The following is a 17,777-nucleotide window of genomic DNA, read 5'->3' as shown; positions in this document are numbered from 1 at the left end:
GTTTATTTGGTTTTAGAAGCTAATATAATAGCATTATACATATTTACCATATTCCCAGAAACTGAAATTTCGCTAAAGGGTTTTGTGTTTTGTGGATCTCCACCGAGAATAACTTCCTGGTCTGTACTCAGTCCAGATTCCATCAAGATTTCTTTTACTTGGGAAGCGCTAAGTTTTGGAAATAAAGATCTTATCATGGTTGCTACTCCAGTAACATTTGGTGTAGCCATGGAAGTTCCTTGTAAAAATTCATAAGTATTTAGCGGTGTTGTAGCGTAAATTGATGATCCTGGGGCGAAAACATCGAGACTGTTTTTGCCATAGTTAGAAAATCCAGACACCAAATTTCCTCCGTATTTAGACGTAATTGATCCCACATTGATGAAATTGTTAACGACATTTACAGGATTATCTGGAGTCTCATCATTAGGATAGACACGTTTTTCATCAAGATTAATACCCTCGTTACCGGCAGCGTTTACAATAAGTACATCATTCTCTTCTGCATATTTAATAGCATCCATCACCCATTGAGGGTGCTTAGAAAAATATTTACCGAATGAAGTATTTATGATGCTAGCTCCGTTATCCACGGCATATCGAATGCCCAGAGCAATATCTTTATCGTATTCATCTCCGTCTGGAACAGCTCTTATAGGCATAATTAAAACATTCTCTGCAACGCCTTTTATTCCTTTATCGTTTGATCTATTTGCTGCTATTATGCCAGCAACATGAGTTCCGTGTTTAGCGTCATTTTTATCTTCATTTGGGCCGCTTACTTGATTATTTCCGTAAATTTTCGTTGAAAAATCATCAGCATCATCACCTAGAATTCTCGCCCTAGCATTCAAGTCTAAATTGAGATGGTATTTTTTTTTATTACCAAAATACTCCATAGCTTCAGCTAATTGATCTTGAATATTTTGAAGATCCTCGTCGATGTTATTCATAACATTGAGTAATAACATTTTCTGATTTAAAGAAGTGTCATCTTGTGGCTTGAATGAAGTTACATTTTCAATAGTAAGCTTGTCTGTATCTAGTTCAATTTTTAAACTTTCTTCAGCTTCTTGTAACTGATTATTCATCATAACATACCTGTTGATGCTATTTTCAGTGGTTGTCATTTCTTCATCGTATTTAGCTTTTGCAGCTCTATACATTTTGAATTCTTCAAGGCTGTTCGGATCAATATCGCTTGCTATTTTTCCCTCAAACTGATCTTCATAATCCCTTACTATTCTCGTATATTCTAGGTTTTCCTCTACGACATCACCAAGAAAATTCCAGCCGTGTATATCATCGATGAATCCATTATTGTCATCGTCTTTGTCATTGTTTGGAATTTCATCAATATTAGTCCAAATCACTCCTTCAAAATCTTCATGTTCGATATCGATTCCGCTATCTAGAACTGCTACTATGATAGTTTTTCCGTTGTAGTCTTTTATAAGTTCTTGATAAGCTCTATCAACACTCATCCCCGGTATTGTATCATACATGAGATCTTTACTTCCCCAGTATTCAAGCTCATCATCTGTTAATTCAACTTTCTTTTCGCTTACATTTTGCAAATTCGGAATAGGTTCTGAATTGATTTTAGGTCCACTTGCACAGGCAATTAGAAGGCTTGATATAAAAAGGCCTAAGCCTCCAATCTTTAAAAATTTATTATTCATGGTTTCAATTAATTTAGTTTGTAAAAAGTTCTGAAAACGTAAATGTTGAATTTAATCTAGCGCCTTTTTCAGTATTCTTAAGGTTTATGACTTCATTGTGAGCATCGTGCTCTAGGAAAAGATAATAATCATTAGCTACTGCTTCATCAAGAAATAGTTTTTTCTCATTGAGGGTTTTTAAGGGTCTTGTGTCAAACCCCATAACATAAGGCAGAGGGATGTGACCAGCTGTAGGTAGCAAGTCTGCGGCAAATACGAGTTTTTTACCTTTATAGTCAATAATAGGTATCATTTGCTTGTCTGTATGACCATCTACAAATAGAACTTCAAAACCCATATTTTCGTAAAAGTGTCTATTTTTTGATCTTTCCAAAAAGTTGAGTTGACCAGATTCCTGCATAGGAAGAAGATTCTCCTTCAGGAATGAGGCACGTTCTCTATCGTTTGGGTTTACAGCCCAGTCCCAATGTTCTTGATTTGTCCAGATTTTTGCATTTTTAAACGCAGGTTCATAACCTGTTTTGCCTTTATTCCATTGTATACTTCCGCCACAATGATCGAAGTGAAGGTGAGTCATAAAGACATCTGTAATGTCGTCTCTATGGAAGCCATATTTCTTTAAAGAACTGTCTATGGAATGATCTCCCCACCTATGATAATGGCTAAAAAACTTTTCGCTTTGTTTATCTCCTAAACCTGTATCGATAAGAATAAGTTGTTTACCGTTTTCTATCAATAAACTTGTGGCTGCAATGTCTATCATGTTATTTTGATCTGCGGGATTGGTACGTTGCCAAAGAGTTTTTGGAACAACACCGAACATAGCACCGCCGTCGAGTTTGAAATTGCCAGTTTCAATAGGGTATAAAGTCATAAAAAATGTATTTTGCAGCAAAATACTAAAAGAGTCTTAACTTTGAATTTCGAGTCTTTTAGATTATGCTATTTTTAACGACTCAAATTTAACGCTTTTATGATAGAACTGGCAGGAATAATAATTCTAGGGATTTTGGCTCAGTGGTTTGCATGGAGATTCAAGATTCCAGCAATCTTACCTCTTATACTTATTGGCTTATTAGTAGGTCCGATTGCTTCCTTATATACTGAAGACGGTTCCAAGCTTATTGAGCCTATTTGGAATGGAGAAACAGGCTTGTTTCCTGGAGAAAGCCTGTTTTATTTCGTTTCACTTGCGATTGGTATAATCCTTTTTGAAGGGGGACTTACATTAAGACGCGGAGAAATACTTCATGTAGGGCCTGTTATTGTCAAATTGATTACAATAGCTGTTGTTATCACCTTTGTTGGTGCAGGTATGGCAGCTCACTGGATTCTAGGACTAAGCTGGCAAATTTCTCTTTTATTCTCAGGGCTTATCATCGTGACAGGACCTACGGTGATTACACCTATTTTGAGAAATATACCTTTAAAAAAAGATGTTTCTACAATTTTAAAGTGGGAAGGAATTTTAATTGATCCTATTGGAGCGCTTGTTGCGGTTTTGGTTTTTGAATTTATTTCTGCAGGAAAAGGAGAAGCCTTTACAACCACAGCTTTGATTGAGTTTGGTAAAATAGTACTATTTGGTTTTACTTTCGGTTTTACTTTTGCTAAAGCCTTAGCTCTGGCAATCAAATCTAAAGTTATTCCTCATTATTTGCTCAATGTAGTCACACTAGCTGTTGTTCTAGGGGTATTTGTTTTAGCAGATCATTTTGCACATGAAAGCGGGCTTCTTGCTGTTGTAGTCATGGGAATTATAATGGGAAATACAAATTTGCCTAACTTGAAGGATTTACTTTATTTTAAAGAATCTTTGAGTGTTTTACTCATATCCATACTCTTTATCTTATTAGCGGCAAATATCAATTTTGATAATTTGATGTTAGTTATCAATTGGAATACTTTAATTCTTTTTGCAGTTGTTGTATTTGTTGTAAGGCCACTTGGTGTCTTTCTGAGTAGCTATAACTCTACCTTAGAAACCAAAGAAAAGCTATTTATAAGTTGGGTAGGTCCGCGTGGTATTGTAGCAGCTGGTGTTGCTTCCCTTTTTGGGCTTAAACTAGTGGAGCAAGAGGTTCCGAGTGCAGAATTAATTACACCTCTTGTCTTTGTGGTTGTATTAGGAACTGTGCTTTTAAATGCTACCACCGCAAGACCTTTTGCAAAGCTAGTTGGTGTATTTTTGAAAGATTCTCAAGGTATTTTAATAGTAGGATCGTCATCTTTTTCAAGAATTATAGCAAAATATTTAAAGGATAATGAAAGACATGTTGTAATTGTCGATAATAATAAAAGTAATATAGATAAGGCTAAAGAGATGGGGCTAGACGCCATCAATTCAAATATCTACTCTGATGACTTAATAGACAATGTGGAATTGAGTGATGTAGGTTACCTTATGGCTTTAACTGGTAATACGGCAGTGAACAAGAAGGCGATTGAAAACTTCTCCAAACAGTTTGGTGAACAAGGAACATACCGAGTCATATCTTCAGAAGAAATGGAAGATCCGGAAAATAATCCAGATCACGGGTTATTTTCACAAACCGATGATTACATAAAACTTGTAAACCTTACAAGAAAATATCCTGAAATACATGAAATTGCTCTTAATTCTAAGGAGCATTTTGAAGGATTAATTGAGATAAGTAAAGTGGAATCAGAGATAATACCTCTCTTTATAAAGACTCCTAAAGGAAGGCTTGAAATTCTTCCTAACGACACTAACTCTGTTGAAGTTGAGCCAGAATCTAAATTAGTTTATCTTGGTAAATCATTCGAAAAAGAGCCGTCAAAAATGGTTGTTGAAGAGAAATCTATCAAGGAGGATGAAGAAAAAATGACCAAAGAAGAGAAGGAAAGGAAGAGGAAGATGGAAGCTGAGAAAGAAGAAGAAAATATTGAAAATGAAAAATAGTCTTAATCCATTTTTGAATGCAGGAACAGGAGCTTCTTAATCTGTTAATGTTACAAAACCTTTCAGGTATTGGTCAAATCAATGCCAAAAAGTTATTGCAGCATTTTGGGAGTGCTACCAGTTTGTTTGAGGCCGACATAAAATATTTATCTACAATAGATGGTATAGGTGAAAAGCGTTTGAAAACTCTTAAAGATTCTTCATGTCTGAAAGAAGCTGAAGATGAGCTGAAGTTTATCAAAGATAACAATATCGATGTTCATTATTATAAAGAGGAAGATTATCCTTCACGTCTAAAACAATGCATTGATAGTCCAATTTTACTTTTTTCCAGAGGTAATATCAATCTGAAAAACAAACCAATATTGAGTATCGTAGGGACGCGTCAAATAACTAGTCATGGAATAGCTTTTTGTGAGCAACTTATTAGCGATTTAGCTCCTCTTGAGCCAGTTATCGTGTCAGGGCTTGCTTATGGAGCAGATATTGTTGCACATAAGGCAGCTATTGATCATAATTTGCAGACTGTTGCTTGTCTTGCGCATGGGCTAAATCAGATTTATCCTAAAGTGCATCAGAAATATGTTGCTGCCATTGAAAACAATGGTGGATTTTTTACAGATTTTTTTAGTAATTCTACTTTTGATAGAAAAAACTTTTTGAGCAGAAATAGAATTGTTGCTGGTCTAAGTGAAGCTACAATTGTTATCGAAAGTGCAGAAAAAGGCGGCTCTCTAGTGACAGCAGATATTGCCCATTCCTACGATAGAGAGGTTTTTGCAATTCCGGGTCGACCACAGGATAAATTCAGTAAAGGTTGTAATATGCTTATCAAGCAGCAAAAAGCTCAAATGATTACTAGTGCAGCAGACCTTGTTTATTTTTTAAACTGGGACATTGAAACGAAAAAAGAGAATAAACAAACGCAGCTTTTTTTAAATCTAGAGGGTGAAGAAAAACTTGTTTTTGAAAAACTTAAAGAAATTGGTAAAGTAGAAATTGATGTCTTATCTTTGACTACAAATCTACCAACTTACAAGTTGGCTTCTATCTTGATGAATTTGGAATTGTCAGGACATGTGAGGCCACTTCCTGGTAAACAATTTGAAATAATTTAAATTAAAACAAATGAAGACATTGATAAAAGTATTATTTATTGCATTAGTAACTGTTTCTTCTTCATGTGTGGAAGATCAGTCTGAAGACTCAAAAGCTTTTGATGCTCAGATGAAAGAAACTGTTCAAATTCATGATGATGTCATGCCAAAAATGACAGAACTCAACAGTTTAATTTCTAAGCTTAAAAAAGAGAAAGAACAAATTGAAACCGCAGAGGGAGTTGATGCTGAAGAAGTAGAAAAGTATGAAATTGCAATTAAAGATCTAAAAGAGTCACACGACCTTATGATGTCTTGGATGAAAAATTTCAGTAACACATTCTCAAGGACTGAAATAAATAGTGGGCTAGCAACGACAGACAAAGACAGTATTAAAGCTAAGCAAGAAATGCTAAACGCCCAGTATAATTCTGCGGAAGAAATGCAAAAAGCTATCACAGATGCTATTGAAAATGCTCAACTAGTTCTATCGAAGTAGTTGTTTAAAGTCCAAAGAAAAAAAAGCCAGCATTTGCTGGCTTTTTTTTCTTTGAAAAACTCAGAAAAGCCCTTTAGAATAACAAAATCTTATAGTCAATATTCTAAATAATTATGTTAAGTGATATGTGAAACTAATTCATAAATCCTATATTTGTTTCTAATTTAGAATTAATTCATATAACATGATTAAAGTAAGTGAAACAGCCAAACAAAAGATCATCAATTTGATGAGTGAAGATGGCTTTAATGCAAGTGATCACTTCGTGAGAGTAGGAGTTAAAAGCGGTGGTTGCTCAGGGTTGTCTTACGAATTAAATTTCGATCAAACTCAGCTAGATCAAGATAAGATTTTTGAAGATAACGATATCAAATTAGTTATCAATAAAAGTAGCTTTTTATACTTAATAGGTACGACTCTAGAATATTCTGGAGGATTGAATGGAAAAGGATTTGTATTCAACAATCCTAATGCACAGAGAACATGTGGTTGTGGTGAAAGTTTTTCACTTTAATTAAAACAAAAGATTTATGGCTTATACAGAGCAGGAATTAGAAAAAGAACTTCAAAATAAAGAATACGAATACGGTTTTTATACTGAGATGGAGGCAGATACTTTTCCTCCAGGACTCAATGAAGACGTTGTTATTGGTATTTCCAAAAAGAAAGGCGAACCAGACTGGATGACGCAATGGAGGCTTGAAGCTTACAGGCATTGGTTGACAATGACAGAGCCAAACTGGGCTAACATTGGTTATGAGAAACCAAATTATCAAGCAATTTCTTATTACTCAGCGCCTAGTACTAAACCCAAGTATGATAGCTTGGATGAAGTTGATCCAGAAATGCTTGAAACTTTTAAAAAGTTAGGTATCTCTATTGATGAACAAAAGAAACTAGCTGGAGTGGCTATGGATGTGGTAATGGATTCAGTATCTGTAACCACCACTTTTAAAAAGACTTTGGCTGAAAAAGGAATTATTTTTTGTTCTATTTCAGAAGCTATCAAGGAACATCCAGAGCTGGTCAAAAAATACATTGGAAGCATAGTTCCATCTACAGATAATTATTTTGCGGCTTTAAATTCGGCAGTGTTTAGTGATGGTTCCTTCTGTTATATTCCTAAAGGCGTAAGATGTCCTATGGAATTGTCAACTTATTTTAGAATTAACCAGGCAGGGACAGGTCAGTTTGAGAGAACTCTCGTTATTGCAGAAGATTCTAGTTATGTAAGTTATTTAGAAGGTTGTACAGCACCTTCACGTGATGAAAATCAGTTGCATGCTGCGGTTGTAGAACTTGTTGCTTTAGATAATGCTGAAATTAAATATTCTACAGTCCAAAACTGGTATCCAGGGAATAAAGAGGGCAAAGGTGGAGTTTACAATTTTGTAACTAAGCGTGGTCTTTGTGAGAAAAATGCTAAAATCAGCTGGACTCAAGTCGAAACTGGTTCTGCAGTGACATGGAAGTATCCGAGTTGTATTTTAAAAGGTGATAATTCTACGGGTGAATTTTACTCCATTGCTGTTACTAATAACTTCCAGCAAGCAGATACTGGTACGAAAATGATTCACTTAGGTAAAAACACTAAAAGTACGATCATCTCTAAAGGTATTTCTGCAGGAAAATCTCAGAATAGCTACAGGGGTCTAGTGCAAATTAATAAACGCGCTGAGAATGCAAGAAATTTCTCTCAGTGTGATTCTTTATTGATGGGGAATAAGTGCGGTGCACATACATTTCCATACATCGAAGCCAAAAATAAAACCGCTCAAGTAGAGCATGAAGCTACAACAAGTAAAATTGGCGAAGACCAAATTTTTTATTGTAACCAGCGTGGTATTGATACAGAGAAAGCTATTGCACTCATCGTGAACGGATTTAGCAAAGAAGTCCTTAATAAGTTGCCAATGGAATTCGCTGTAGAAGCTCAAAAATTACTTGAAATTTCTTTAGAAGGTTCAGTTGGATAAAAGGTTATGAAAAAGTATCTCATATTAATTACATTATTTACTTTTTTAGGATCTTGCAAATCTGATTCTAAAACAACAGATTTCGAAAAAAATCTTCAAACTGAATCTAATTTAGATTTGAAAACTGTCTCAGGAGAATTTATTTATACTGACTCTGTTGCTGTATTTAAAAGGGAAGATGGTATTTATGGTGTCGTAATGAATTCTCAAGCTAAAGACTTAATTGCTCAAGTAAAGGAAATCAATTCAGATCCATTTGCATCTTTTGATGTTACCCTAAAAGTTGACATTAAAGACAATCCAGAAAAAGATGCTTAGCCTCAAATAATGAATATTCAAAATATAATTAAAGTAAAACCATCGTCAAACGACGATAGTTTAAGATTAGATAAATAAGAATAAGATATGTTAAAGATAAAAAATTTACACGCCAGCGTAGAAGGTGAGAAAATACTTAAGGGAATTAACCTTGAAATTAATCCTGGAGAAGTTCATGCTATTATGGGGCCTAATGGGTCTGGTAAAAGTACACTTGCTTCGGTGATTGCAGGAAACGAAGATTTTGAAGTGACAGAAGGTGATATTCTTTTTGAAAAAGCAAATATTTCTGAGTTGTCTCCAGAAGAGAGAGCTCATAAAGGTATCTTTTTATCGTTTCAATATCCAGTTGAGATTCCAGGTGTTTCTGTAACGAATTTTATAAAGACTTCTATTAATCAAGTTAGAAAATCAAGAGGTCAAAAGGATATGCCAGCGAATGAAATGCTGAAAAAGATAAGAGAGAAATCTGCTTTGCTAGATATGGATAGAAAATTTCTCTCCAGATCACTCAATGAAGGATTTTCTGGTGGTGAGAAGAAGCGAAATGAGATTTTCCAGATGGCAATGCTTGAGCCTAAACTGGCTATTCTTGATGAAACTGATTCTGGTCTTGATATTGATGCCTTAAGAATTGTGTCTGATGGTGTCAACAGACTGAGAACCAAAGAAAATGCAACTCTCGTCATTACACACTACCAGCGTTTATTAGATTATGTCATACCAGATGTTGTTCATGTATTAATGGATGGTAAGATTGTAAAAACTGGAGGTAAAGAGTTGGCTAAGGAGCTTGAAGAAAAAGGTTATGACTGGCTAAAAGAGGAACGTGCAGAAATGTCCTCATAATAACCTTCATAAGAACCCAAACGATTGAAAACTATGGAACTTAAAGATAAATTAATGTCCTCTTACCTTGCTTTTGAAGAGCAGGTAGATTTGGAGAACGATATCCATGACGTAAGGAATAAAGCTATAAAGTTCTTTGAACAGACAGGTTTTCCTACAAAAAAACTGGAAGCCTGGAAGTATACGTCTCTCAACTCAATTTTGAAAGAAGACTATAGCATATTCCCCAAGAAAGAAGATGCAATAGATTACAAAGACATCAAAAAATACTTGATTCACGATATTGATACCTACACTATTGTATTTGTTGATGGCATTTATTCATCGCATTTATCGAGAACAACACACGATAAGCTGGATGCTTGTCTGATGTCTTCGGCTTTAGACAAAGAAAAGTACAAGCCAGTGATCGATAAATACTTCAATAAAATAGTTCCTGAAGAAAGCATGACTTCATTGAATACAGCTTTTGCCAAGGAAGGAGCTTACATCAGAATTCCAAAGAATTTAGTGGCAGAAAAACCTATTCAGGTGATGAATTTCTTCACTAGCAATGAGGCGGCTTTGATGGTACAGCCAAGGAATTTGATTATTGCAGAAGAAGGCGCTCACGTTCAGATCATAGAAAGACATCAAAGTTTGACAGAACATCCTGTACTTACTAATTCTGTGACTGAAGTGTATGTGGGTAAAAATGCTGAAGTGGATTATTATAAAATTCAGAATGATAAAACCACATCCTCTCTAATTGATAACACATTTATCAAGCAGGAAAGAGACAGTAAATGTTCTATGCATACCTTTTCACTAGGTGGTAAAATTACAAGAAATAACTTGAAATTTTACCAGCACGGAGAAAACTGTAATTCAGTCCTGAAAGGAGTAACAATTTTGGAAGGTAAGCAGCATGTAGACCACAATACATTGGTTCACCACACACAGCCAAATTGTGAAAGCCACCAGGATTATAAGGGAATCTTTTCTGAAAAATCCGTAGGAGTATTCAATGGTAATGTACTTGTAGATCGTGTTGCTCAAAAGACGAATGCGTTCCAAAGCAACAACAATATTTTAATTGACGATACTGCGACTTGTAACTCAAAACCACAATTGGAGATTTTTGCAGATGATGTGAAGTGTAGCCACGGGTGCACGATAGGTCAGCTGGATAATGAAGCTTTGTATTATTTAAGAACAAGAGGTATTCCTAAAAAGGAAGCCAGAGCTTTATTGATGTTTGCCTTTGCAAATAAAGTATTAAGTAGCGTAAAAATACCAGAAATTAAAAAGAGAATAACTAAACAAATTGCATTGAAACTTGGTGTTGAACTCGGGTTCAATCTTTAAGATTTCAATTCAGTCAACTTGTTTAGAAGTAAATAAAACGAAACGAAACATGACGAATACTTCTGAACAAATTTTAGATATAGATAAAATCCGTAAAGATTTCCCAATCTTACACAGAGAAATAAATGGAAATCCTTTGGTGTATTTTGATAATGCAGCAACTTCGCAAACACCGAAGCAAGTGATAGACTGTATCGTAGATTATTACGAAACCAAAAATGCCAATATACACAGAGGAGTGCATTCATTGTCACAAATTGCTACGGATGCCTATGAATCTGCCAGAGAAACAGTGAGGAAGCACTACAATGCTGAATTTGCTCATGAAATTATTTTGACGGCAGGAACAACTCATAGCATCAATCTGGTAGCCAATGGTTATGCTTCTATTTTGAAACCTGAAGATGAAATTTTAGTCTCGGCGATGGAACACCATTCCAATATTGTACCCTGGCAAATGCTTTGTCAGAAGACAGGTTCCAAATTGAAAGTTATCCCTATGTCGCATAATGGCGAATTAGAAATGGAAACTTACAAGGAACTTTTGAATGAAAACACCAAGTTGGTTTTCGTTAACCATGTATCCAATGCTTTAGGGACTATTAATCCTATAAAAGAAATCATAGATTTGGCTCATGCAGTAGATGCTAGAGTTTTAATAGACGGGGCTCAAGCGGCACCACACCTTAAAGCAGATGTACAAGCATTGGATATTGATTACTATACAGTTTCAGCTCACAAAATTTGTGGTCCAACTGGAGTAGGTATGCTATATGGAAAAGAAGAGCTTTTGAATATGTTACCCCCATATCAGGGTGGAGGCGAAATGATTTCTGAAGTAACTTTCGAAAAAACGACTTACTCAGGATTGCCTCACAAGTTTGAAGCAGGAACACCAAACATTTCTGGAGGAATTGCTTTTGGGGCAGCTTTGGATTATATGAATGACATCGGGTTTGATGCTATTGCAGCTTATGAGATGGAATTGCTCAAATATGCTACTTCAGAAATCGAGAAAATTGAAGGAGTAGAAATCTATGGGTCAACACCAGATCGAAAAACAGCTGTATTATCTTTCAATATTGAAGGGCTTCACCCTTATGACATAGGAACCCTTTTAGATAAAATGGGGATTGCAGTAAGAACCGGCCATCATTGTGCTCAACCTATAATGGAATTTTACAAAATACCAGGAACTGTCCGTGCTTCTTTTTCATTTTACAATACAAAAGAAGAAATTGACTCTTTCACAACTGCTTTAAAGAAAGCTAAATCAATGCTATCATGAAAAAAATATTAAACGTCCAAGTTAGTGCTATGTTATTATCAATTGCTTTTTTGCTTGGTTCTTGTAAAGCTTTAACTCAGGGTAAAATGACTTCAGAAGAATTATTAGATCAAGATTACGTAGTTACTCAACTCGGAGATAAAAAGGTTTCAAATTCCAAACTTACTTTAAAGGTTAACCCTGAAAATTCAACAATATCTGGGTATTCAGGTTGCAATAATTATAATTTTAGTTATAAATTAAAGGATGGTAAACTAGATTTAGGTTATGCTTCTGCTACCAAGATGTATTGTGAAGATGCCATGGAAATGGAAAATTTATTTTTCCAAAAGGCAGCATCTGTAACTCAATTTGAAAACTCAAAGCAAGAAATTAATTTAAAAAACAAAGACGGAGAAATCGTCATCAAAGCCAAAAAGCAAGAAAAAAGTGAGTAGTATTCAAGAAAGACAAGAAGAGATAATTGAGGAATTTAGCATGTTTGAAGACTGGATGCAGCGCTATGAATACATGATAGAACTTGGTAAATCTCTACCGCTTATCGACGAAAAGCACAAAACTGAAGAAAATATAATCAAAGGTTGCCAGAGTAGAGTATGGGTATATGCCGAAATGGATGATGACCAAGTCGATTTTACAGCAGATAGTGACGCCATCATTACCAAAGGCATTATTGCGATTCTGATAAGAGTATTTTCTGGACAAAAGCCCGAAGATATCATCAATGCCGATACAAGTTTTATCGACGAAATCGGCCTCAAAGAACACCTATCGCCTACCAGAGCCAACGGCCTAGTAAGTATGATAAAACAAATGAAAATGTACGCTATTGCTTACAATAGCCAACAAAATAATAAAGCTTAAGATTATGGCTGAAGAACTAAATACAGAACAATTGGGAGAAGATATTGTAAGAGTTTTAAAAACCATTTACGATCCTGAAATTCCTGTTGATATTTACGAATTAGGTTTGATTTACGATGTTTTTGTAAATGAAGATAATGACGTTAAAATCTTAATGACTTTAACTTCGCCTAACTGCCCGGTAGCAGAATCTTTGCCTCAGGAAGTCAAAGAAAAATCAGCGTCTCTGGACTGGGTGAATGAATGTGAGGTTGAATTGACATTTGACCCCGCCTGGTCACAGGACTTGATGAGTGAAGAAGCAAAATTAGAATTGGGAATGTTGTAAATTATGGCAGAAATCGTCAATAAAGTAGCTCAGAGTTCACTTAAAACTTTCAATTTGGAAGAGTATTATCCAAATGGAAACAGACAAATGATCAACATTAAAGATTGGTTGTTTGAAGGTATAATCCTAAAGGAAAAGGACTTCAGAGAAACTTTAAAACATCACGACTGGTCACAATACAAAGATACTTATGTGGCTTTGCATTGTTCAAGCGAAGCCATAGTGCCTGGGTGGGCTTATTTGCTTATTACTTCATATTTGCAAGGTATATCCAGAAAGGTAGTTTACGGAGATTATGAACTATTGAACTCTATTCTTTATGAAGAAGTCTTAAGCGATCTCGATGTTTCAGAATACCAGGACAAACCTGTTATCATCAAAGGATGTTCTCATAAACCCGTGCCAGAAAATGCCTATTTGATGGCTCTACAAAAACTACAGCCTGTCGCTAAATCCATTATGTATGGAGAAGCCTGTTCCGCAGTGCCACTCTACAAAAGGCCTAAAAACTAAATTCTTGCTTCATTATCATAATTTGATTTTGTAACAACCTTATCTTATATAATTATTTACATTTGTAGCCGTAAAAAAGCTAGAAATGAATCAAAATAGTCTATTAAGTGCATTACTCATCTGTTTTGCTACGGTTATCACTTTTGCCCAATCCGATTCCAACTCTACTACACCAAAAGATTCAATCTGGAATTTTGAAGGTAACTTTCAATTTTTGATCAATCAAGCCGCCTTCAATAGTGAGTGGCAAGGTGGCGGAACTAGCAATTACTCAGCCAATGCAGTGGTCAATTACGATATTAACTACAACAAAGGTAAATACACCTGGGATACTAAAATTCTTGGAGATTACGGTATCAATAAGACCAAAAACCAAGAATTTAATAGGAAAACCAACGATCGTCTGGAAATCAATTCCACAGTTGGACGTCAAATCGGTAAGTCTAAATGGTACACCTCAGCGTTTATGAATTTTAGAACTCAGTTTGCTAAAGGTTATGAATTTGGTGAAGATGCCAACGGGAATGAAACCAGAACTCTACAGACAGAGTTTATGTCCCCAGCTTTTACTCAGCTTGGTTTGGGTGCGTTGTGGAAGCACAGTGACGACATACGAGTAAACATTTCTCCTGTGACTGGGCGTATTATTACCGCCAATAGTAAGTTCACAACAACTCAAGGTTACGTAGATGGTGATTTTTTTGGTTTAGATCAAGGCAGTTCTATTCGCACAGAATTCGGGGCGTCTGTAAATGCCTTCGTCAAATTCAAGTTGATGGAAAACATCACAGTTGGTAACGTCTTAGGATTATATTCTAACTATTTGGAAGATCCTCAAAACGTTGATATCGACTACACTCTCAATTTGGTTATGAGTGTAAATAAATATATTTCAGCTAACTTCACTTTCCAGACTATATATGATGACAATGCCGTGAAAGGTTTCCAAGTAAGAGAAGTTTTGGGCGTAGGGTTTAACTACGACTTCTAAATATTTTTAGGCGCTTAGCTTTGGTATCCTTTTCAACTCTACCCCAAAGTATTCTGGAATTTCTGAATCTTCAGTTCTATCAGAAGCGTGCGGCTTTTAGGAAAGTTATTACATGTTATCAATTTAACTCAGCTTCATTTCTGGCTTTAAGCTCAGATCTTATTCGCTTTATATTTATAAGTTGTAAGGGTAATATAGCACCGCAAGATATGGCTATTACGATTAAAGTCATAAATGTTGACGTTTCCTCTTTCATCAATATGCCATAAATGCAAACACCTAATAAAGTAGATGAAGAAGCAATGATAAGTATGCTTAGCACTTTAAACTTTGTTAGATTCGATTTTAATTGCTTAGGGGTTTTAGCCTTTGGGTTGATGTTCATTATGTTATTTATTCTTAAGTATACGTCTGGTGTGGTTTAAGTTTTCCCATGCAAGGCTTTTACAATTCTAAGTGGGTTATTAACAGCCTTTCTGAGGGTTGAGTTCCTTAATCTTTTACGCTTACCAATAAAAGAATTGAAGCATAAATAATCTTATTAGAGCATTTCATTATTCAAATAAATCATTAAATATCAAGGAGTATAAACCTGTCCTCGATGAGGTTTAAGTCGGTCTCTAAAGTCTTTCATTTGTACTTCATCCACAACAAGGAATGCTAAAAAATGAAACTCATTTATTTGTTCAACACCAGTTAGATGATTGTCCATCGCATTTATTTTTAAGAAATCTTTGAGATGGATTTCGTGATGCTCGGCTGTTTTCTCTGCGTTGGGACCTCGAAAATCCCAAATTAATTTGATTTGTCTGTTCATTAAATTTTTATTCAATCATTGCTTTTAAAAGTTCTCTCACTTGCTCAACCGATTTCACATAATAGTTGGCTTTAGTCTTTTGCACCCCAACTTTTACGCTTAGTGCTCGTTCAGGGAGTTCTTCAAACATGAATTCGTCTGTCCAATCATCGCCAAAAACAAAAATGTGATCAGAAGGGAATAGGCTGACTAAATTTGAACAAGCTCTGCCTTTATTCACTTTACTGCTTTTTATCTCAATGACTTTATTTCCTTCCAGCAAGGTAAGATCTGTATTCGAAATAAAACTTGTCAATACTGTTTTGATTTCTACCAAGCGTTTTTCTGCTAATTCTACATCGGTGTTTCTGTAATGCCAAGCCAGTGAAAATTTCTTTTTCTCTACCAAAGTTCCTGGAGTTCTGTCCACAAAGGTTTCCAAAACGGGGAGCACATCTTCCATCCAATCTGTTTTGAGACGTTCCATAGTTTTCCAATTTTCGCTTTCTAGTCTCATAGAAACTCCGTGATCTGATACCAATATATATGGAGTATGACCAAACCACTTGTTGAGTGTTTTTTTATCTCTACCACTTATGATAACAAGTTTAGTATTTTTCTTAGCATTTAATTTATTTAGGATAGAAAATAATTCTTGGTCTGGTTTTGCGTCTAGAGGATTGTTCGTGAAGTTGACTAAGGTTCCATCGTAATCCAAAAACAATATCTTCTGTTTGTTTGATGACATTCGTGTTTTAAAAACTTCAAGATCTTTCTTTTTAATTTTTTTGGCTTGGATGATATGGTAGGCTTTATCAACTTGATGAAGCGAATTCATAAATTCGTTGGCCCATTTTTTTACACTATATCTTGAAACCCGCTTTTGGAGCGCTATCATTCTTTGTTTCTGTTCAGGTACAGGCATCTCTAAAGCTTGTTTTATACTATCAGCAATTTCCTCAAAATTGAATGGATTTATAAGTAAAGCTTCATTTAGTTCTTTTGAAGCACCTGTCATTTCGCTTAGTATCAAAACGCCATCTTTTCTAGTTCTTGTAGCAACATATTCTTTGGCGACTAGATTCATTCCATCTCTTACAGGAGTGATAAGTGCAATATCAGATGAAGTGTAAAGATCTATTAAATTTTTAAAGGGTAAGGTTCTATAAAAATACCAGATAGGCGTCCAACTCACCGTAGAATATTTACCATTGATTCTTCCGACGAGTTCATCGGTTTCCTGCTTTAGTTTTTGATATTGAGGTACTTGGGAGCGGGAGGGTACGGCCAACATAATCAATCTAATTTTTTCATGAAACTCAGGATATTTATTTAAAAAATACTCAAAAGCTTTGATTCGATTAGGGATGCCTTTAGTGTAGTCCATTCTATCAATAGAGAGAATCATTTTTACACCATCTTCTTTTTGTAAATGTTGGTCAAGACGTTTCTGAATTTCAGATTTTTCATCTTCATTCATTTTGTCATGATCTAGCGCAGCTTGTTTAAATTTCTTGTAATCAATTCCCATTGGAAAAGAATCTACTTTGATAATTCGATTTTCGTAAGTAACCTTATTGAAGTTGACATCAAGGCTCAGAATTCGCTTTACTGAACTTAAGAAATGCCGTTCATAATCGTAGGTATGAAAACCAATAAGATCTGCTCCAAGCATCCCTCGTAATAATTCTTTTCGTTTTGGAAAGGTTCTGAAAATCTCGTAGGATGGAAAAGGAATATGATTAAAAAAGCCGATAGAAATATCAGGCTTGTTTTTTTTTACTAGGGCAGGGACGAGTAATAATTGATAATCTTGTATCCAGATTTTGTCACCATCTTCTGCATATTCCAGCACTTTATTTGCAAACTTCTGGTTGACCCTTTTGTAAGCTTCCCAGGATTCTGTATTATATTCTGTATATTCAATAAAGTAATGAAATAAAGGCCAAAGAGTACGATTACTGAATCCATAGTAATACAGATCTAAATCACTTTCGGTGAGATTTACAGATACGCATTGTTCTTTGGTAATAGCTTCATTTACTTCAGCTTCTAGCCTAGGGTCTAGCTCTTCTTGTGTTATCCCACTCCATCCTATCCAAATCCCGTTACCGTCTTTGTGTACAGATTTTAAACCTGTAGCAAGTCCTCCAACACTAGGTGTAACTTCTAACTCTTCATTTTCTATACTTATTTGTAAAGGCAGCCTATTGGAAACAATTATTGTTTTATTCATAATAAATATTTCTTTAACTCACATTATTTACTTTATTTTTATCAAAAATATGATTTTAATACTCCAAATA

19 protein-coding genes are annotated in these 17,777 nt (G+C 35.1%); 14 read left to right on the top strand and 5 right to left on the bottom strand.

Annotation, left to right across the window (positions count from 1 at the left end):
* Positions 1–2: 2 nt before the first annotated feature.
* Positions 3–1,682 (bottom strand): S8 family serine peptidase, encoded by a 1,680-nt coding sequence (locus tag ACFQ0R_RS02565; protein WP_379656809.1) that lies wholly within the window; start codon positions 1,680–1,682, stop codon positions 3–5.
* A 13-nt stretch (positions 1,683–1,695) separates the two neighbouring features.
* Positions 1,696–2,556, bottom strand: coding sequence for an MBL fold metallo-hydrolase (locus tag ACFQ0R_RS02560; protein WP_379656808.1), 861 nt, complete (start codon positions 2,554–2,556; stop codon positions 1,696–1,698).
* A 99-nt stretch (positions 2,557–2,655) separates the two neighbouring features.
* On the opposite strand from ACFQ0R_RS02560, the gene ACFQ0R_RS02555 reads away from it, so the two are divergent.
* The 14 genes from ACFQ0R_RS02555 to ACFQ0R_RS02490 all read left to right on the top strand — a co-directional run bounded on the left by ACFQ0R_RS02555 (position 2,656) and on the right by ACFQ0R_RS02490 (position 14,675).
* Positions 2,656–4,605 (top strand): cation:proton antiporter, encoded by a 1,950-nt coding sequence (locus ACFQ0R_RS02555; RefSeq protein ID WP_379656807.1) that lies wholly within the window; start codon positions 2,656–2,658, stop codon positions 4,603–4,605.
* Positions 4,606–4,622: 17 nt separating this feature from the next.
* A complete protein-coding gene (gene dprA / locus ACFQ0R_RS02550; protein WP_379656806.1) occupies positions 4,623–5,723 on the top strand; it encodes a DNA-processing protein DprA in 1,101 nt (366 codons plus the stop codon).
* A 10-nt stretch (positions 5,724–5,733) separates the two neighbouring features.
* On the top strand, positions 5,734–6,201 hold the full coding sequence (locus tag ACFQ0R_RS02545; RefSeq protein WP_379656805.1) for a hypothetical protein: 468 nt from the start codon (positions 5,734–5,736) through the stop codon (positions 6,199–6,201).
* A gap of 184 nt (positions 6,202–6,385) precedes the next feature.
* Positions 6,386–6,715 carry a HesB/IscA family protein gene (locus ACFQ0R_RS02540; protein WP_379656804.1) on the top strand — a complete coding sequence of 110 codons (330 nt, stop codon included), beginning with the start codon at positions 6,386–6,388 and terminating at the stop codon, positions 6,713–6,715.
* A 16-nt stretch (positions 6,716–6,731) separates the two neighbouring features.
* Entirely contained in the window at positions 6,732–8,177 is a 1,446-nt protein-coding gene (sufB, locus tag ACFQ0R_RS02535; protein ID WP_379656803.1) for a Fe-S cluster assembly protein SufB, read from the top strand.
* 6 nt (positions 8,178–8,183) lie between these two features.
* Complete coding sequence (locus tag ACFQ0R_RS02530; protein WP_379656802.1) at positions 8,184–8,495, top strand: hypothetical protein; 312 nt, start codon at positions 8,184–8,186, stop codon at positions 8,493–8,495.
* Between the two features lie 87 nt (positions 8,496–8,582).
* Positions 8,583–9,344: a Fe-S cluster assembly ATPase SufC gene (sufC, locus tag ACFQ0R_RS02525; RefSeq protein ID WP_379656801.1), complete on the top strand. Its 762-nt coding sequence runs from the start codon at positions 8,583–8,585 to the stop codon at positions 9,342–9,344.
* A 33-nt stretch (positions 9,345–9,377) separates the two neighbouring features.
* The gene (gene sufD / locus ACFQ0R_RS02520; protein WP_379656800.1) at positions 9,378–10,691 is read left to right on the top strand and encodes a Fe-S cluster assembly protein SufD; all 1,314 of its coding nucleotides are present in this window, start codon (positions 9,378–9,380) and stop codon (positions 10,689–10,691) included.
* Between the two features lie 49 nt (positions 10,692–10,740).
* Positions 10,741–11,979, top strand: coding sequence for an aminotransferase class V-fold PLP-dependent enzyme (locus ACFQ0R_RS02515; RefSeq protein WP_379656799.1), 1,239 nt, complete (start codon positions 10,741–10,743; stop codon positions 11,977–11,979).
* Positions 11,976–12,416 carry an META domain-containing protein gene (locus ACFQ0R_RS02510; protein ID WP_379656798.1) on the top strand — a complete coding sequence of 147 codons (441 nt, stop codon included), beginning with the start codon at positions 11,976–11,978 and terminating at the stop codon, positions 12,414–12,416. The genes ACFQ0R_RS02515 and ACFQ0R_RS02510 overlap by 4 nt, the downstream gene beginning before the upstream one ends.
* Positions 12,409–12,843 carry a SufE family protein gene (locus ACFQ0R_RS02505; protein ID WP_379656797.1) on the top strand — a complete coding sequence of 145 codons (435 nt, stop codon included), beginning with the start codon at positions 12,409–12,411 and terminating at the stop codon, positions 12,841–12,843. Before ACFQ0R_RS02510 ends, ACFQ0R_RS02505 begins: the two co-directional genes overlap by 8 nt.
* A gap of 4 nt (positions 12,844–12,847) precedes the next feature.
* Positions 12,848–13,171: a DUF59 domain-containing protein gene (locus ACFQ0R_RS02500; RefSeq protein ID WP_379656796.1), complete on the top strand. Its 324-nt coding sequence runs from the start codon at positions 12,848–12,850 to the stop codon at positions 13,169–13,171.
* A gap of 3 nt (positions 13,172–13,174) precedes the next feature.
* Positions 13,175–13,684 (top strand): DUF2480 family protein, encoded by a 510-nt coding sequence (locus ACFQ0R_RS02495; protein ID WP_379656795.1) that lies wholly within the window; start codon positions 13,175–13,177, stop codon positions 13,682–13,684.
* 85 nt (positions 13,685–13,769) lie between these two features.
* Complete coding sequence (locus tag ACFQ0R_RS02490) at positions 13,770–14,675, top strand: DUF3078 domain-containing protein (protein ID WP_379656794.1); 906 nt, start codon at positions 13,770–13,772, stop codon at positions 14,673–14,675.
* A gap of 118 nt (positions 14,676–14,793) precedes the next feature.
* On the opposite strand, the gene ACFQ0R_RS02485 is transcribed toward ACFQ0R_RS02490, so the two are convergent.
* The 3 genes from ACFQ0R_RS02485 to ACFQ0R_RS02475 form a co-directional block, all read right to left on the bottom strand.
* Entirely contained in the window at positions 14,794–15,060 is a 267-nt protein-coding gene (locus ACFQ0R_RS02485) for a hypothetical protein (protein ID WP_379656793.1), read from the bottom strand.
* Positions 15,061–15,252: 192 nt separating this feature from the next.
* Positions 15,253–15,492 carry a hypothetical protein gene (locus tag ACFQ0R_RS02480; protein WP_379656792.1) on the bottom strand — a complete coding sequence of 80 codons (240 nt, stop codon included), beginning with the start codon at positions 15,490–15,492 and terminating at the stop codon, positions 15,253–15,255.
* 7 nt (positions 15,493–15,499) lie between these two features.
* Positions 15,500–17,707: a bifunctional alpha,alpha-trehalose-phosphate synthase (UDP-forming)/trehalose-phosphatase gene (locus ACFQ0R_RS02475; protein ID WP_379656791.1), complete on the bottom strand. Its 2,208-nt coding sequence runs from the start codon at positions 17,705–17,707 to the stop codon at positions 15,500–15,502.
* Positions 17,708–17,777 lie beyond the last annotated feature (70 nt).

Source organism: Psychroflexus salinarum (assembly GCF_042677225.1).
Taxonomy (GTDB): domain Bacteria; phylum Bacteroidota; class Bacteroidia; order Flavobacteriales; family Flavobacteriaceae; genus Psychroflexus; species Psychroflexus salinarum.
This window is presented reverse-complemented; position numbering and strand designations above follow the sequence as displayed.

Excerpts from the sequence above, each read along its gene's own strand:
- ACFQ0R_RS02565 (WP_379656809.1), bottom strand. The coding sequence starts at position 1,682 with ATGAATAATAAATTTTTAAAGATTGGAGGCTTAGGCCTTTTTATATCA.
- ACFQ0R_RS02560 (WP_379656808.1), bottom strand. The coding sequence starts at position 2,556 with ATGACTTTATACCCTATTGAAACTGGCAATTTCAAACTCGACGGCGGT.
- ACFQ0R_RS02555 (WP_379656807.1), top strand. The coding sequence starts at position 2,656 with ATGATAGAACTGGCAGGAATAATAATTCTAGGGATTTTGGCTCAGTGG.
- dprA (WP_379656806.1), top strand. The coding sequence starts at position 4,623 with ATGCAGGAACAGGAGCTTCTTAATCTGTTAATGTTACAAAACCTTTCA.
- ACFQ0R_RS02545 (WP_379656805.1), top strand. The coding sequence starts at position 5,734 with ATGAAGACATTGATAAAAGTATTATTTATTGCATTAGTAACTGTTTCT.
- ACFQ0R_RS02540 (WP_379656804.1), top strand. The coding sequence starts at position 6,386 with ATGATTAAAGTAAGTGAAACAGCCAAACAAAAGATCATCAATTTGATG.
- sufB (WP_379656803.1), top strand. The coding sequence starts at position 6,732 with ATGGCTTATACAGAGCAGGAATTAGAAAAAGAACTTCAAAATAAAGAA.
- ACFQ0R_RS02530 (WP_379656802.1), top strand. The coding sequence starts at position 8,184 with ATGAAAAAGTATCTCATATTAATTACATTATTTACTTTTTTAGGATCT.
- sufC (WP_379656801.1), top strand. The coding sequence starts at position 8,583 with ATGTTAAAGATAAAAAATTTACACGCCAGCGTAGAAGGTGAGAAAATA.
- sufD (WP_379656800.1), top strand. The coding sequence starts at position 9,378 with ATGGAACTTAAAGATAAATTAATGTCCTCTTACCTTGCTTTTGAAGAG.
- ACFQ0R_RS02515 (WP_379656799.1), top strand. The coding sequence starts at position 10,741 with ATGACGAATACTTCTGAACAAATTTTAGATATAGATAAAATCCGTAAA.
- ACFQ0R_RS02510 (WP_379656798.1), top strand. The coding sequence starts at position 11,976 with ATGAAAAAAATATTAAACGTCCAAGTTAGTGCTATGTTATTATCAATT.
- ACFQ0R_RS02500 (WP_379656796.1), top strand. The coding sequence starts at position 12,848 with ATGGCTGAAGAACTAAATACAGAACAATTGGGAGAAGATATTGTAAGA.
- ACFQ0R_RS02495 (WP_379656795.1), top strand. The coding sequence starts at position 13,175 with ATGGCAGAAATCGTCAATAAAGTAGCTCAGAGTTCACTTAAAACTTTC.
- ACFQ0R_RS02490 (WP_379656794.1), top strand. The coding sequence starts at position 13,770 with ATGAATCAAAATAGTCTATTAAGTGCATTACTCATCTGTTTTGCTACG.
- ACFQ0R_RS02485 (WP_379656793.1), bottom strand. The coding sequence starts at position 15,060 with ATGAACATCAACCCAAAGGCTAAAACCCCTAAGCAATTAAAATCGAAT.
- ACFQ0R_RS02480 (WP_379656792.1), bottom strand. The coding sequence starts at position 15,492 with ATGAACAGACAAATCAAATTAATTTGGGATTTTCGAGGTCCCAACGCA.
- ACFQ0R_RS02475 (WP_379656791.1), bottom strand. The coding sequence starts at position 17,707 with ATGAATAAAACAATAATTGTTTCCAATAGGCTGCCTTTACAAATAAGT.